Below are 13,990 nucleotides of genomic sequence, written 5' to 3' on the forward strand. Positions count from 1 at the left end.
GGGTGGCATGGTTGTGTACGCCCGTACGCATCGTTGTGTACACTCGTACGCATGGGATATGTGACGCTCTCCGGGGCCATCCTGGCCGAGATCCTGGCGACCACCTCGATGAAGTACAGCGAAGGGTTCAGCAGGCTCTGGCCCTCGCTGGTCACCGGCGCGGGCTATCTGCTGTCCTTCGTGCTGCTCGCGCACACGCTCAAGACCATCTCCGTCAGCACCGCCTACGCCATATGGGCCGGGGCGGGGACCGCCGTCATCGCCGCGATCGGCATGCTCTTCCTGGGGGAGGCGATGACCGCCGCCAAGGTGCTCGGGGTGCTGCTGGTCATCGCCGGAGTGGTGGTGCTCAATCTGAACGGCGCCCACTGATGGGCCGCCGCTACGACCCCGAGCGGCGGCAGCGGATCATCGACGCCGCGACCGCCGTGGTCCGCGAGCGCGGCATCGTGGGGCTCGGCCACCGGGCCGTGGCCGCCGCCGCCGATGTGCCGCTGGGCTCCACGACGTACCACTTCGCGACCCTCGACGACCTGCTGATCGCGGCGCTCCGCCAGATCAACGCGGAGTGGCTGGCGGAGGTGAAGCGGTGGGCGGAGGGCGTCGACCCGGCCGCACCCCCCGCGGACGAGCTGGCCCGGTGGCTCGAGGAGCAGCTCACGGGCGACCGGGCGCGGATGGAGCTGGAGTACGAGCTGTACTTCGCCGCGCTGCGCCACGAGGGGCTGCGGCCGCTCGCCGCAGAGTGCCTGGACGAGACGGCCCGGCTGCTGACGCGGCTGGTGCCCGACGCGGCCACGGCGCGCGCCGTGGTGGCCCTGATGGACGGGCTGACCCTGCAAGTGCTGCTGGCGGACCGCCCGTACGACCGGGAGGACATCCGCGCGGCGCTGGCGCGGATCATGGGCGGGAACGGCGCGAACGGCTCGACCGCCGGTTGAGCCCGCGCGGCGGCCCGCCCGGGCCCGCTCGCTGAGACCGGTTCGCCTCCCGGGCCCGGCTCCGGTTAGCGTTCTGACCATGACCGATGCATCCACCACCGCCCCCACCGGCGCCGTCGCCGCCGGTCTCGCCACCCTCACCGAGGACGGCACCGTCCTGGACACCTGGTTCCCGGCCCCCGAGTTGACCGCCGAGCCCGGCCCGGCCGGGACCGAGCGGCTCGACGCCGAGCGCACCGCGCGGCTGCTGGGCGAGACCGCCCTCAAGGCGGTCGGACCGGACCCGCGGCGCGGCGTCGAGGTCGTCGCCGTCCGCACGGTCGTCGCCTCGCTGGACGAGAAGCCGCAGGACGCCCACGACGTCTATCTGCGGCTGCATCTGCTCAGCCACCGGCTGGTCAAGCCGCACGGCCTGAGCCTGGACGGCCAGTTCGGCCTGCTGGCCAACGTCGCCTGGACCTCGCTCGGCCCCGTCGCCGCCGACCAGGTGGAGCGGGCCCGGCTCGCCGCCCGTGCCGAGGGGCTGCAGCTGTCGGTGACCAGTGTCGACAAGTTCCCCCGTATGACCGACTACGTCGTCCCCGGCGGCGTCCGCATCGGAGACGCCGACCGGGTCCGGCTCGGCGCCCACCTCGCCCCCGGGACCACGGTCATGCACGAGGGCTTCGTCAACTTCAACGCCGGAACGCTCGGCACCTCCATGGTCGAGGGCCGGATCAGCGCGGGCGTCGTGGTGGGCGACGGCTCCGACATCGGCGGCGGCGCCTCGATCATGGGCACCCTCTCCGGCGGCGGCAAGCAGACGATCACCATCGGCGAGCGCTGCCTGCTCGGCGCGGAGGCGGGCCTGGGGATCTCGCTCGGCGATGACTCCATCGTCGAGGCGGGGCTGTATGTGACGGCGGGCACCCGCGTCTCGCTCCCGGACGGCAAGATCGCCAAGGCGCTGGAGCTCTCCGGCGTCAACAACCTCCTCTTCCGCCGCAACTCCATCACCGGCGCGGTCGAGGCGCTGCCCCGCAGCGGCTCGTGGGGCGGGCTGAACGCGGCGCTGCACAGCAACGACTGATCATTCGGGGCGCACAGCGACCGCCCGGGGCAGCGGACTTGGCCGGGGCACCGTCACTCCGGCCGGTCCACGACCTCCAGTGGCTCGGCCGACCGGAGGAAGCGCAGGTCGTCCATGACCAGAGCGACATCGGTGGCGCCGCCGCGGCGGAGGGATGGGGCCAGGGAGTCCAGCCCGGACCAGCGGGACGGGCGGAGGTGGACGCGGTAGCCGTCGCCGGCGGGCTCCAGGGTGAGGGCTTCGCCGATGGCGAGCCTGCCCTCCGGGAGGTGGGCCGCGGTCGCTCCGGCGGCTCCTTCCAGGGCGGTGACCGAGGTGACTCCGGTGGTGATGGGCAGGGTCGTGTCCGGGCTGGTGATGTGTTCGTGCAGGTCACGCAGGCGGGCGGCAGCGATCGTACGGGCGGGGTGGTCCTTGGGCAGGCGGTCGTCCAAGAGCCTCGCAGCGCGGGCGATGTGACCCAGCGGCGGTACGGACGGGCGCTCGCCGAGCAGGGCGATCAGCGCCTCCAGGGCGTCCTCGGCGCCGGAGGCGAGGGTGACCCACTGCTCGGTGGTGAGCGGGGTGAGCCTCGGGTGGCGTTGTGTCCAGTACGCGACCGCCCGGTCCAGGTCGGGGCCCGTACGCCAGAGGTCGGCGGGGTCGTCGGGCATGAGCAGCTCGGCGACTTCGATGGCCTCGTCGATGGTGGTGAGCGCCTCGAGGGAGAGCGCGGCGATGCGCAGTTCGCTCTCGGTCAGGTGGAGTTCGCGGGCGCGGACGGCGTCGTCCTTGCTGAAGGCGGCGACGCGGCCCCGCGCCCAGCCGTCCGGCCAGGAGAGCGTGCGGGCCGAGGTGGACAGCAGGATCAGGCACTGGGCCGGTGACAGGCCGGTGGCCTCGGCGAACGCCCGTACGGTCGCCTCCCGGCCCACGGGCGGCGGACCGTTCTCGGCGATCAGGTCGAGTGCCCGCCGGAGCCGGTCCGGGTCGCCCCAGCCGCGGCAGGTCCGCAGCTCGACGGCGCGGTTGCGGGTGAACAGGAGCGGGTCGGGGCCGCCCGGGGTGCGGAGGAGCGCCGTGACGGCGTACCCGTGGTACTCCACCCGCTCGTGATCGGCGACGGCGGCGGCCGCGATGGGGCCGAGGCCCGAGCTGATCTGCCCGAGGTCGTACGTCGTGCGCAGCCGGGTGACGTGCCAGGTGCCGTCGGTACGGAGGAGTTCGGGGACGGCGGCCAGTCTCAGAAGTCGTGCGCGCCCGCCGTGGCCCCACGCGGCCGCCAGGACGGCGGCGCCGAGGCGGCCCAGCGTGTTCTCGACCCCCGCAACGACGGCGGTGTCGAATGTCGCGATCTTCCTGTCGTACGGCATCCCGGCGGCGGCACGGGTGAAGTGGACGATCCGCTCGTACGCGGACTCGGGCCCCGGATCGTCCGGCTCGGGGGCCTTCTCGGACCGGACGGCGGGCGCCGCCGAGGCGGGCGCCGGGCGCAGGTGGGGCGGCGGGGTCAGCGCCAGGCGTTCCAGTAGGGCGAACGCGCGCTCGCGGCATTCGACGGCCGTCCACACCAGGAACGTGACGCCCCTCCGGAGCGACTCGTCGGTGATCTCCGGCAGGAGCGGGCGGAGCCGTCCCGCCAACTCGTCGCGGGCGGCGTCCTTTTCCGCATACCTGCTGTCGGGGACCAGCACCCGCATGAGATCGGCGGTGAGAGCGGCGTCCGCGACGTCGATCAGGGCCTGCGCCTTCTTCTCGTCGACGGCGCGCAGTGCCCTGGAGCCTTCGGGGTCGCGCGGCCGCATCGCCGACCACCGGCCGGGAGGCGCGACCAGGCCGGTCCCGGAAGCGTAGCGGCAGTATGCGACCGTGCCGATGTTCTCGGCGCCGTCGTGTTCGGGCGCCCTTCCCCAGCCGCGGACGTAGCGGCCGATGGTCCGCCCGGCCGGGTCCCGCAGCTCGATGATCCGGCCCCGGCCGCGCCACACGGTGGCCTCGGCGCCGCCGGGGAAGGCGACCCGTTCGCCGTCGTCCGGTACGACGCGGCGGGCGGCGGGGTGGGTGCTGCCGTGCGGGCAGTGCGGGCCGCCGTGGTCCAGCACGGTCACCCGGCCGTTCACGGCGATCAGGCAGCGGTCGTGGAGGTCGCGCGCCTCGGTCCGTTCGTGGGACAGGCTGGAGAGGTCCTCGTACGTGCCGAAGCCGTGGGACGGGCCGACTCCGTCCGGTGTGACGACGGAGGCACGGAACTGGTGCCCCCAGAGCCGGCCGGACTCGATCAGGAGCAGGTCGGTGCCGCTCTCCTCCAGGTAGTCGGTGATGGTGTGGACGTGGCCGGGGACGAAGGCGGGCGACTCCAGTTCGTCGAGGACGCCGCCGCTCAGCGTGGCGGCGAGGGCTCGGGCCGGGTCCGTCCCGGTCGCGATCGCCCGGACGCTGTCCAGGAGGGGGCCGGGGACGTCGGCGACGGTGAACCGTTCGGCGTCGCACAGGGCGGCGTGCGCGTCCGGAAGCCCCTGGTCCGGGACCCGCTCGGCGTGCTCGGCCAGGATGGCGGCGACGATCCGCGCCGTTCCCGGTGTCGTGGTCAGGGCCCGTACGGTGTCGGGGGCGGTCTGCTTCGGGACGGCGGGCTCGGTGACGTTGAGCTGGTTGGTCACGTTGCCCACGATCGCGTCGCGCAGCAGCGGGGCCCAGTCGGGGTCGGCGGCGACGGCGGCCAAGTCGGTGCCCGCTCCGGAGGCGAGCCGGTCGTACAGCTTGAACGTGTGCAGCAGCCGGGGCCGGGCGAGCGGGACGCCGCGGTCCACGAGGAGATCGAGGAGCGGGAGGTCGGCGGCGGTCTCCTCCCAGTGGTCGATCCCGTCCTGGTCCGCTCCCAGTACCGCCTCGTGGTCGTCGCAGGTGAGGCCCTCCGCGCGCAGCCGCGTCCCGGCGTCGTGCAGGAGGTCGCCGAGAGGGGCGACGGGGAGGGCGAGCCCCGCGTACCGCTTCAGGAAACGGCCGAGCCAGTCCTTCGTCGCCGCCCCCGCAAGCCCGGGGAACGTGGTGAACGGGGCGATCAGGCCCGTGTCCGCGAGGTTGCCGAGGAGGAGCGACACCGCCGCGCCCTTCGCCTTGGGGGTGTCCTTGGCGGGCAGCGGCAGGATGCCGAGGAGCGCGCGGCCGATGTCCCCGTCCGCCCGTGCCATCGGGCCGAGCAGCGGAAGGACGAACTTCCAGAGGGCCTGCGGTGCCGATTCCATGCAGCCGCTCTTCAGCAGGGCCAGTACGGCGCGTTCGTCCTCGGGCCCGCCGAGCGGGTGCCCGGCGTCCTTCGCCAGTGCCGCCCAGCCGTCGGCCAGGGCCAGCGCGCCGCCTTCCCCGTCCGGGACGTCCTCGCACCACGCGGTGAGCAGGCTGCGGTGCCAGTGGTACGCGCCGGGGGCGGGATGGCGGGCGGCGAGCCGCTTGCCGTGCTTCTTGAGTGTGGCCGCTGCGGCGGCGTCCGGTCCCGCGGCGAGGTGCGCCGCGACGAGCGCGGCCTCGTCGACCGGCAGCGCGTGCGCGTCCTCGGCGTCACGGGCCTTCTCGAAGAAGGCGGCGGCGAAGCGGGCGCTGCCCGCGGCGGCCAGGATCCGCGTGCACTCCTCGTAGAACGCCGGCAGCAGTTCGGGCGCGTGCGTCTCCAGGTCGTCTCCGGTACGGGTGAGCGCGGTCCGCGCGAGCCCGGGCTTGCGGGCGGCCAGGCCGCGGGCGGCCCGCAGGTCGGTGTGCGCGGCCAGGATGCGGGCGCGGTGCGCCGGATGCTGGCGCAGGGCGGACGCGAGGAAGCCGAGCGGGCCCGCGAGCACGGTGCCGACGCCGGCCTCCGCCACCGGGGCCAGGTCGTACAGCGACTTCTCGGCCTTGTCGGCGGCGACGGCCGCACGCCGGACGAGTTCGACGACCGGCTCGTCCAGGACGGAGTGCCCGTACCGGACGGCGACACACGTGTCCTCGTCGGAGCCGGCGGGCGCGCCCGGCAGCACCGCCCCGGCGCGCAGCAGCACGTCGCGCGTCGGGCCGGTGATACCGGAGGGCACCACGGTGCCGGGCTCGCCCTGGTAGGCGTCGCAGTAGAGGGAGTACGCCTCGGCGGCCTCCACCAGCGGCTGCGTCCCGTCCACGGTGCGGTGCGCGTACAGGGCCATGAGAATGCGGACGCCCTCGGACCAGGCGATGTCGCCGATCTCCCGGCCGCCCGCCGTGAAGCTCAGCCACGCCATGTAGGCCGGGCTCATCGGCCCGTTGTAGTCCAGGTCGATCTCGACGCCGAGCGGCTCGGGCGCGTGCACGGTGAACCGCGCTCTGTTCCCCTTGATGCGCCCGCCCAGCTCGTGTACGCGGCGCTCGAACGCGGCGCCGCTCTCGTACCAGGCGTCCACGTATCCGAAGGTGTCGACCACGCCGAACGTACGGTCCATGCTCGCGGGACGCGTCCACACCTCGCGGTGTACCTGCTCGACGACCTGCGTGAGGTTCCGCCTCCGCCAGAGGGGCAGCTCGGCGCCGAGCAGCAGCGGGTGCGGGATCGCGAAGGCGTCCGCCTCCGTCCACGCGCCCTCGCGCAGGAGCGCGCAGCGGCCGAGGTCGGGCGCGCCGTCGACGATCGGGGCGATCACCAGGTCGGTGAGCGTCTCGCGCCACACCGGGTCGTCCCACACGGCCGCGAACACCGCGGCCGGGACGGGCAGCGACCGCACCATCCAGGACTCGACCCGCTCGTGCACCGCCCGCGTGTGCTCGCCGAGCCGGCCGCAGAGGGCGGCGAGCCGTACCGCGACCGGATCCTTTCTGACGTTGGCGGGCACCTTGGCCAGCACGCGGCCCGCGGCCGTCCGGCAGGCGAGCACCGGGTGCCGCGTCCCCTCGACGGTCAGCTCATGGCCCGTCGCGATCCCTGTCCATCCCATGGCGCGCCATTATTGATCACCCCTAGGACATTCGGCGGGCAAACGGATGACGTACCCGCAGTGCCGGGGGTCAGGGGCGGACCCGCACCACCTGGGGGTCGTGGTCGCTGGACTGGTCCGCGAACTCGGCGTTGATGTGCACGATGTCGTAGTCGGCACGGCGCAGCGCGCGGCTGGTCAGGATGTGGTCAAGCGCCTGTGAATTGCCGTTGTAGACATAGCCGTAGCGCTCGTCCTTCGGCAGCCGGGTCACCAGGTCCGTCAGCACACCGCCCTTGGTGAGGCCGGCCAGCGCGGGCGAGAACTGGTAGTCGTTGAGGTCGCCCGCGACGACCACCGACGCCTTCGGGTCGGCGTTCAGCAGCGCCTTGACAAAGGTGTTGACCGCCGTGGCCTGCCCGGTGCGCTGGCTCTCCGAGGAGCGGGCCGGGGGCTGGAAGCGGCTGTCCAGGCCCTGGTCGCCGCCCTTGGAGTTGAAGTGGTTCGCGACCACGAACACCGGGCGGCCCCTGAAGGAGAACTGCCCGGCCAGCGGCTTGCGGCTGTCCTTCCAGACGTCGTTCGCCGGGTCGATGCGGCCGGGGGAGGCCGACAGCGCGGCCTTGCCGCCCTTCTTCTCGACCCGTACGGGGGTGGTGGAGTCGCCGCCGGGGACATCGGTGAAGGAGACCCGCTCGGGGTTGTAGAGGAACGCCACGCGGATGTTGCCGCCCGGCTCGCCGCCGTCCTGGTCGTCCACCGGGTTGATCTGGCGCCACTCGTACGCGGGGCCGCCCGCCGCTTCGATCGCGTCGGTGAGCTTCTTCAGCGTGGCGTCTGCGCTGACCACCGAGTCGTTCGTCGCGCCGTTGTCGTCCTGGACCTCCTCCAGGGCGACGATGTCCGGCGAGGCGAGGTGTTCCACCAGACCGGTGGCCAGCCGGTCGAACTTCGACCGGGCGGTCTTGGGCGAGAGGTTCTCCACGTTGTAGGTGGCGATGGAGAGTTCGTCCGCCTTCTGCTCGCGGGTGGTCTCCCGCTCGGGGCCGTGGTCGGTCAGTTCGCCCATCGCGGTGGCCGCGATCGTGTAGCCGCCGAAGTTGTCGTAGTCCATCGGCCCAGCGGTTGTGCCGGTCAGCGCGTCGCCGACGTCCGCCACCGGGAAGGGGTGCTGGGCGTAGGGGAGGAGCGAGACCACCTTCACCCGGCCCGCGTTCGGATCGCGGTACGAGCCGTAGAGCGCGCCGCCGCGCGCGGTGCGCTGGTGGCGGGGCTCGGCGGTGACCCACAGCTCCTTGTAGGTGTTGGTCGCGCCGACCACGGGGGCGTTCTCGACCGAGACCCGCATGCCCTCCAGCGACTCATAGCGGTCCAGGGCGTACGAGCGGGGCCGCAGGGGCAGCCCCTCGATGGAGCCGCCACCACCGGCGTGCGGGGTGTAGCGGCCGGGGACCGTGGAGGGGTTGAGCCGGTAGGCGGCGGGCAGTGGGTTGCCGGAGGACCGGACCGTCCAGGTCGCCTTGGAGAGCTCGGTGAGCGACTGCCCACCCGCGTCCTCGCCGCCCGGGTAGTACTCGGACACCGTCCCGGAGACCAGTACCGAGTCGCCCACGGCGACCGAGGGCGTGGTCGACCCGGTGAAGACGAAGATCGCCTCGCTGGTGGCCGTGTCCTCGTCGGGCCGGGTGTCCTGGATCCAGAAGCCGCGCGAGGAGCCGAAGGCGCGCAGCGCCGTGACCGTGCCCGGGACGTCGCTCACCCGCTGTCCGGCGAGCGGGGATATCCGGGTGCTGCCCTGGATGTCATGGACGCGGACCTCGGCGGCGGAGGCCGGTGAGGGGACCGCGAGCAGCCCGGCCGCGAGGGCGGAGGCGGCGACGGCGGTGAGGGCGGCGGGTCCGCGCGGGGCGCGAGGGGACATGACGGTGGCCTCCGGAAAGGAGTGAACGGCGAGGAAGGTGCCTCTACGCGCGTCAATCTCTGTCCTCGCCACGGAAGTTGTCAAGGGAGGACGGATGGCCCGGACATGGCGGCGGCGGGGCGGAAACATGAACGAGGACCGCGGGGCGTGGTGCGGGACGCGGTGCGGGAGTGGCGCGGAGGGGGCGCGGGACGGGGCGCAGTCCACATCGGGACGAAAGTACCGTCCCGTTCCGTCTACGCTGGGGGCCGGGCCGTATCCGCGCACCCGCGCCGGTACACCCCGTATCGCCGTACCCCCATGGCTTCACGGTCCCGTGGACCCATGGCCCCACAGCCCCATAGCCCCGCATTCGCGCCCGCGATCCCCGCGCCCGCGACTTCCGTGCCCTCGAGGAGTGACGTCCGCCCATGCCAGAAGAGCGCCCCACCATGCCGCCCGTGCGGCTTCGCACCGACGCGGAACTCGCGCGGGACGCACTCGCCGCACCGCTGCTCGCCCGCGCGGTCCGGCTCGCCCGCTGGGCCGAGCGGGGGAAGCCGGTGGCATCGGGCGGGGCGCTGCCGGAGGGCCAGTTGCTGGAGGCGACCGAGCTGCTGGAGCTCGCGGGGGACGAGGACGGGCAGCTGTACGCGGCGCAGGCGTGGCAGCTGGCGGTGGACACCGGGCTGGTCGAGATCGAGGAGCCGGCGGGGGCCGACGGCGCCGACGCCGATGGCGATGGCGACGCTGATGGGGGCGGTGACGCCGATGGTGACGGTGACGGCGATGAGGGGGCGGCCGAGGACGAGTTCTCCGCCGTCGCGACCAGCGGCGAGGAGCTGCGGCTGATCACCGAGGGCGGCCCCCGCGACATCCTGGACATCTGGCTCGACGGCTTCGAGACGGTGCTGGCCGACGCCGCCGCCCCCGACCTCAGCGACATCGCCGCCCAGATCAGCGAGAGCGGTGAGCTCGACCTCGACGCGCTCGACTGGAACCCGGAGGAGGAGGCCGAGTTCCTGGACGGGGTGCTGGGCAACCTCTATCTGCTGACCGCCCTGGACGAGGAGGCCGCCACGGCCCCCGTACCGCTGCCCGCGCTCGCCGCCTCCATGATCGTCCCCGAGGACATGGACGAGCCCACCGATGACATCCTCGAAGAGGTCTCCGAGGCGATGGTGCGGCTGGACGACCAGTTCCGGCTGCTCGCCCCGACCGGCCTGGTCGAGTACCAGCCGGTGGACGAGGCGCTGATCGAGGAGGTCGACGGCGAGGGCCGGATCCAGGAGCCCGAGACGGCCCAGGACCTCGAGGACGAGGACGTCTCCCGCTACGGCATGGTGCGGCTCACCGCGCTCGGCGTCTACGCCGTACGGGCCCGGATGATCGAGGCGGGCATCGACGCCCCGGCCGTCGGCGACCTGGCCGACAAGGGCGCCGACATCCTGCTGGACGCCCTCCCCGGCCACCCCGGGCCCGCCGTGCAGGCCGAGGCCGAGCAGTGGCTGGCCCGCCGTACGCCCGAGGAGGCCGCCCGCGAGCTGCTGGCCGCCGCCCGCGGCGACGACGAGGCCGCGCCGCTGCGCCGCCTCACCTGTCAGCAGACCCTCTCGCTGGCCGGGCCCGAGGCCGAGCCCGCCCTGCGCGAGGTGCTCGACGACCGCCACCTGGGCGGGCTGGCCCGCGTCTGGCTGGCCGAGAACGGGGTGACGGGCGTGCCGGAGCCGTCGGAGGAGATGGTCTTCTGGCTCACCGTGGACACCCTCGCGGCACAGCTCGCCTCCGAGGGCGACTCGGCGGAGCTCCGCGATCTGGTGCGGGGCCTGGTCGACCAGTCGGGGAGCTTCTTCGACTCGGCCTGGCGGGTGGACCATCCGGCGACGGCGGAGGTGCTGGAGGCGATGGGGCGTCTGCACCCGGACAAGAAGGCCGCGAAGGAGGCCCGCAAGGCGGCCTTCAAGGCCCGCTCCCGAGCCTAGCCGCGCCCCGCCGCGGAACGGCGGCGGGCGACGCCTACGGCGGGGATGCCCCCACCCCGCCCCTCCCCAAAACTGGGGCTCCGCCCCAGCCCCCTCGGGGCCCGCTTTAGACTTCGGGGCGTCGCCGCAGACCTCGGGGTTTCGCCGCGGGTCCTCGGGGCTCCGCCGCAGGCCCCCGGCTCCGCCCCAGACCCCGGGCCTAGCCGTGCCCGACGGATCTTCCCCGTCCCCGCCCCTGGCCGAGATCTGGCGATATGCGGCTCCGCCGCGTGGGGGCACCGCCCCGAACTCCTGGGCCCAGAGACCCCAGGGCCCAGGCCCCAGACCGCAGAGCCCTGGGCCCGGACCTCAGGGCACGGCCCCACGCCCCTGGGCGTCGGGGTCAAGGGGCGGAGCCTCAAGTCGGGGTCTGGGGCAGAGCCCCAGATTCGGGAAGGGGTGGGGAGGGGACTGGCCGCCGCAGGCCACCAGGCGACGGCCGCCGGGCCAGGGACAGAGTCTTGATGTCGCGTGTCGTTCAACTGGTGTTCGGCCGGGGGCGGGAACGTATGGCCGCAGTCCGGAGGACACCATCCTGCGTTCGGGAGATGACATGTCGCTCAGCCGAAGAGACTTCGCGAGGCGTTCCGCGTACACCGGGGCCGGGTTCGCCCTGGTCGGAAGTGCGGGGGTGCTCGCCACCGCACCCGGCGCACTCGCCGCTGAGGCGACCGAGGAGAGCGTCGCGGGCACCGAGGGCCACGGTCACGGCCACGGCGGCTCTTCGCTCGGCTACGGTCCGCTCATCGCGGACCCCAAGGGCATCCTGGCCCTCCCCAAGGGCTTCCGCTACAAGATCATCACCCGTACCGGTGAGACCACGCTGGAGTCCGGCGAGTCCACCCCGTCCAACCACGACGGCACCGCCACCTTCGAGGGCTCGCGCGGTGCGACGCTGCTGGTCAACAACCATGAGCTGGCCGGTCCCCGCGGCGACTGGCCGCATCCGGTCCCGCTGACCGAGGGCCTGGTCTACGACCCCGCGGCCTCCGGCGGCTGCACCGTCGTCGAGGTCGCCAAGCACGGCGACCATGTCACCGAGTGGGTCGGCATCGCGGGCACCTCCACCAACTGCGCCGGTGGCCGCACCCCCTGGGGCACCTGGCTGACCTGCGAGGAGACCGAGGACAAGGCCGGTCAGAACGGCATGACCAAGGACCACGGCTATGTCTTCGAGGTCGACCCGCACGACCGCGGGGCCAACCGCGCCCCGAAGCCGGTCAAGGCCCTGGGCCGGTACGCCCACGAGGCCGTCGTCGTGGACCCCAAGCGCGGCCACCTCTACCTCACCGAGGACGCCGCCGGACCGAACGGCCTCCTCTACCGCTGGGTCCCGCCGCACGGCTTCCAGCACGGCCGCGGCAGGCTCGGCACGCTCAAGGACGACGCGGGGGTGCTCCAGGCGCCCAAGTGCTACGACTCGGGCGGCAACTTCGTGGACGACCTGTCCCGCGCCACCAGGACCGGCACGGTCTACGGCGTGGACTGGGAGCCGGTGCCGGACCGCGACGGGGCCTCGGTGTCGGTGCGCAAGCAGTTCAAGGACGGCGAGATCACCCGGGCCCGCAAGCTGGAGGGCATGTGGTGGGCGGACGGTGGCGCGTACATCGTCTCCTCGTTCGCCCGTGAGGAGAGCCCGGTCCAGCACGACGGCCAGGTCTGGTTCTACGACCCCAAGCGCCGCACCCTCACCCTCAAGGTGCTGCTGGGCGTCAACCCCGACCCGTCGGAGGACGGCGCCTTCGACGGCCCGGACAACGTCACGGTCTCGCCGTACGGCGGTCTGGTCATCGCCGAGGACGGCGAGGGCGTCCAGCACCTCTTCGGCGCCACCGAGGACGGCCGGACGTACCCGATCGCGCGCAATGAGCTGAACATCGGCAGCACGGAGGAGCCGGAGTTCAGCGAGTTCACCGGTGTGGTCTTCTCGCCCGACGGCGCGACGCTGTACGCCAACATCCAGACGCCCGGCATCATGCTCGCGATCACCGGCCCGTGGCGCCGCCAGCGCTGATGCCCGTGGTCCGTGTCTCGCCCGGGGCCAGGGTTCGCGTCCCGCCGGGGAATCGTCCCGGCCGGGACCGGCGTTGACGTGGACGTGACCTCACGCCTGCGCACCACCCCCTTCTCCGTCCTTGACCGCTCCCGGACCCGCCAGGGGCGGGAGCGGTCGCAGGCGCTGCGCGACACCGTACGGTTCGCACAGGCCGCTGAGGCGCTGGGCTACCACCGCTTCTGGGTCTCCGAGCACCACAGCGTGCCCGGCGTCGCCGGTTCGGCGCCCACCGTGCTGGCGTCAGCCGTCGCGGCGGCGACGGTCCGCATCCGTGTGGGCACGGGCGGGGTGATGCTGCCGAACCACCGCCCGCTGGTCGTGGCCGAGCAGTTCGGGGTGCTCGAATCCCTCTTCCCCGGCCGCATCGACATGGGCCTGGGCCGCTCCGTCGGCTTCACCGACGGCATCCGCCGCGCCCTGGGCGCAGAGAAGGACGCCGCGCGGGACTTCGGGGACCAACTGGAGGAACTGCTCGGCTGGTTCACCGGTGAGCAGGACGCCCACCCCCAGGTCCACGCCCATCCGGCGGAGGGGCTGCGGCCGTCCGTCTTCGTCCTGGCCACCGGCGCGGGCGCGGACCTGGCGGCGCGGGCCGGACTGTCCCTGGTGATCGGCGATCCGCGCGGCCGGGACGAGATGCTGCGCGCGATCGACCGTTACCGCGCGGGCTTCCGTCCCTCGGCGTGGTCCGCCGCCCCGTATGTCGTCGTCTCGGGCAATGTCGCGGTCGCCGGTACCACACAGGAGGCCCGCCGACTGCTGCTCCCCGAGGCGTGGTCGATGGCCCACTCCCGCACCCACGGCGTCTTCCCGCCGCTCGCCCCGGCCCCGGAGATCGAGGCCCGGGAGATGACAGAGAAGGAGCGCGGCTTCTACGAGCGCGGTCTGCGCGGCCAGCTCTACGGCACGGAGGACGAGGTCGCCGCCGCGCTCGAGGAGCTGATCGAGCGCAGCGGCGCAGACGAGGTCCTGGTCACGACGAGCACCTACGACCGCGACGCCCTCCTGGACTCCTACCGCCGCCTGGCCCGCCTGGCGGGGCTGTCGGACGGCCCGGCGAGATTCCCGCGAGTGGCCTGAACGCGCGGGTGTCCCTCGATGACCGCGGCGG

General features: G+C 73.5%; 8 protein-coding genes. 6 read left to right on the forward strand and 2 right to left on the reverse strand.

Annotated features, from left to right (window positions below; genetic code table 11):
• Positions 1 to 51: 51 nt before the first annotated feature.
• From VT50_RS25460 to dapD, 3 genes are all read left to right on the forward strand, one after another.
• A complete protein-coding gene (locus VT50_RS25460; protein ID WP_046085689.1) occupies positions 52 to 372 on the forward strand; it encodes a DMT family transporter in 321 nt (106 codons plus the stop codon).
• Complete coding sequence (locus VT50_RS25465) at positions 372 to 941, forward strand: TetR/AcrR family transcriptional regulator (protein WP_046085690.1); 570 nt, start codon at positions 372 to 374, stop codon at positions 939 to 941. Before VT50_RS25460 ends, VT50_RS25465 begins: the two co-directional genes overlap by 1 nt.
• Positions 942 to 1,020: 79 nt before the next feature.
• Positions 1,021 to 2,010, forward strand: a complete 990-nt coding sequence (gene dapD / locus VT50_RS25470; protein ID WP_046085691.1) for a 2,3,4,5-tetrahydropyridine-2,6-dicarboxylate N-succinyltransferase — start codon at positions 1,021 to 1,023, stop codon at positions 2,008 to 2,010.
• Between the two features lie 53 nt (positions 2,011 to 2,063).
• On the opposite strand, the gene VT50_RS25475 is transcribed toward dapD, so the two are convergent.
• Together VT50_RS25475 and VT50_RS25480 are read right to left on the reverse strand one after the other, a co-directional pair.
• The gene (locus VT50_RS25475; RefSeq protein ID WP_046085692.1) at positions 2,064 to 6,923 is read right to left on the reverse strand and encodes a DUF4132 domain-containing protein; all 4,860 of its coding nucleotides are present in this window, start codon (positions 6,921 to 6,923) and stop codon (positions 2,064 to 2,066) included.
• Between the two features lie 70 nt (positions 6,924 to 6,993).
• Positions 6,994 to 8,823 (reverse strand): endonuclease/exonuclease/phosphatase family protein, encoded by a 1,830-nt coding sequence (locus VT50_RS25480; RefSeq protein WP_046085693.1) that lies wholly within the window; start codon positions 8,821 to 8,823, stop codon positions 6,994 to 6,996.
• A 410-nt stretch (positions 8,824 to 9,233) separates the two neighbouring features.
• Between VT50_RS25480 and VT50_RS25485 the strand changes: the two genes are divergently transcribed.
• The 3 genes from VT50_RS25485 to VT50_RS25495 all read left to right on the forward strand — a co-directional run bounded on the left by VT50_RS25485 (position 9,234) and on the right by VT50_RS25495 (position 13,959).
• Positions 9,234 to 10,784: a hypothetical protein gene (locus tag VT50_RS25485; RefSeq protein ID WP_046085694.1), complete on the forward strand. Its 1,551-nt coding sequence runs from the start codon at positions 9,234 to 9,236 to the stop codon at positions 10,782 to 10,784.
• Between the two features lie 592 nt (positions 10,785 to 11,376).
• Entirely contained in the window at positions 11,377 to 12,837 is a 1,461-nt protein-coding gene (locus VT50_RS25490) for an alkaline phosphatase PhoX (protein ID WP_046085695.1), read from the forward strand.
• An 84-nt stretch (positions 12,838 to 12,921) separates the two neighbouring features.
• Entirely contained in the window at positions 12,922 to 13,959 is a 1,038-nt protein-coding gene (locus tag VT50_RS25495; RefSeq protein WP_046085736.1) for an LLM class flavin-dependent oxidoreductase, read from the forward strand.
• The last annotated feature ends 31 nt before the right edge of the window (positions 13,960 to 13,990 follow it).

The sequence above is a fragment of the Streptomyces antioxidans genome (assembly GCF_000968685.2).
In the GTDB taxonomy this organism is placed as follows: Bacteria; Actinomycetota; Actinomycetes; order Streptomycetales; family Streptomycetaceae; genus Streptomyces; species Streptomyces antioxidans.

What these genes read in the sequence shown, in the direction of transcription:
- VT50_RS25480 (WP_046085693.1), bottom strand. Translation starts at nt 8,823, where the DNA reads ATGTCCCCTCGCGCCCCGCGCGGACCCGCCGCCCTCACCGCCGTCGCC.
- dapD (WP_046085691.1), top strand. Translation starts at nt 1,021, where the DNA reads ATGACCGATGCATCCACCACCGCCCCCACCGGCGCCGTCGCCGCCGGT.
- VT50_RS25475 (WP_046085692.1), bottom strand. Translation starts at nt 6,923, where the DNA reads ATGGGATGGACAGGGATCGCGACGGGCCATGAGCTGACCGTCGAGGGG.
- VT50_RS25490 (WP_046085695.1), top strand. Translation starts at nt 11,377, where the DNA reads ATGTCGCTCAGCCGAAGAGACTTCGCGAGGCGTTCCGCGTACACCGGG.
- VT50_RS25465 (WP_046085690.1), top strand. Translation starts at nt 372, where the DNA reads ATGGGCCGCCGCTACGACCCCGAGCGGCGGCAGCGGATCATCGACGCC.
- VT50_RS25460 (WP_046085689.1), top strand. Translation starts at nt 52, where the DNA reads ATGGGATATGTGACGCTCTCCGGGGCCATCCTGGCCGAGATCCTGGCG.
- VT50_RS25485 (WP_046085694.1), top strand. Translation starts at nt 9,234, where the DNA reads ATGCCAGAAGAGCGCCCCACCATGCCGCCCGTGCGGCTTCGCACCGAC.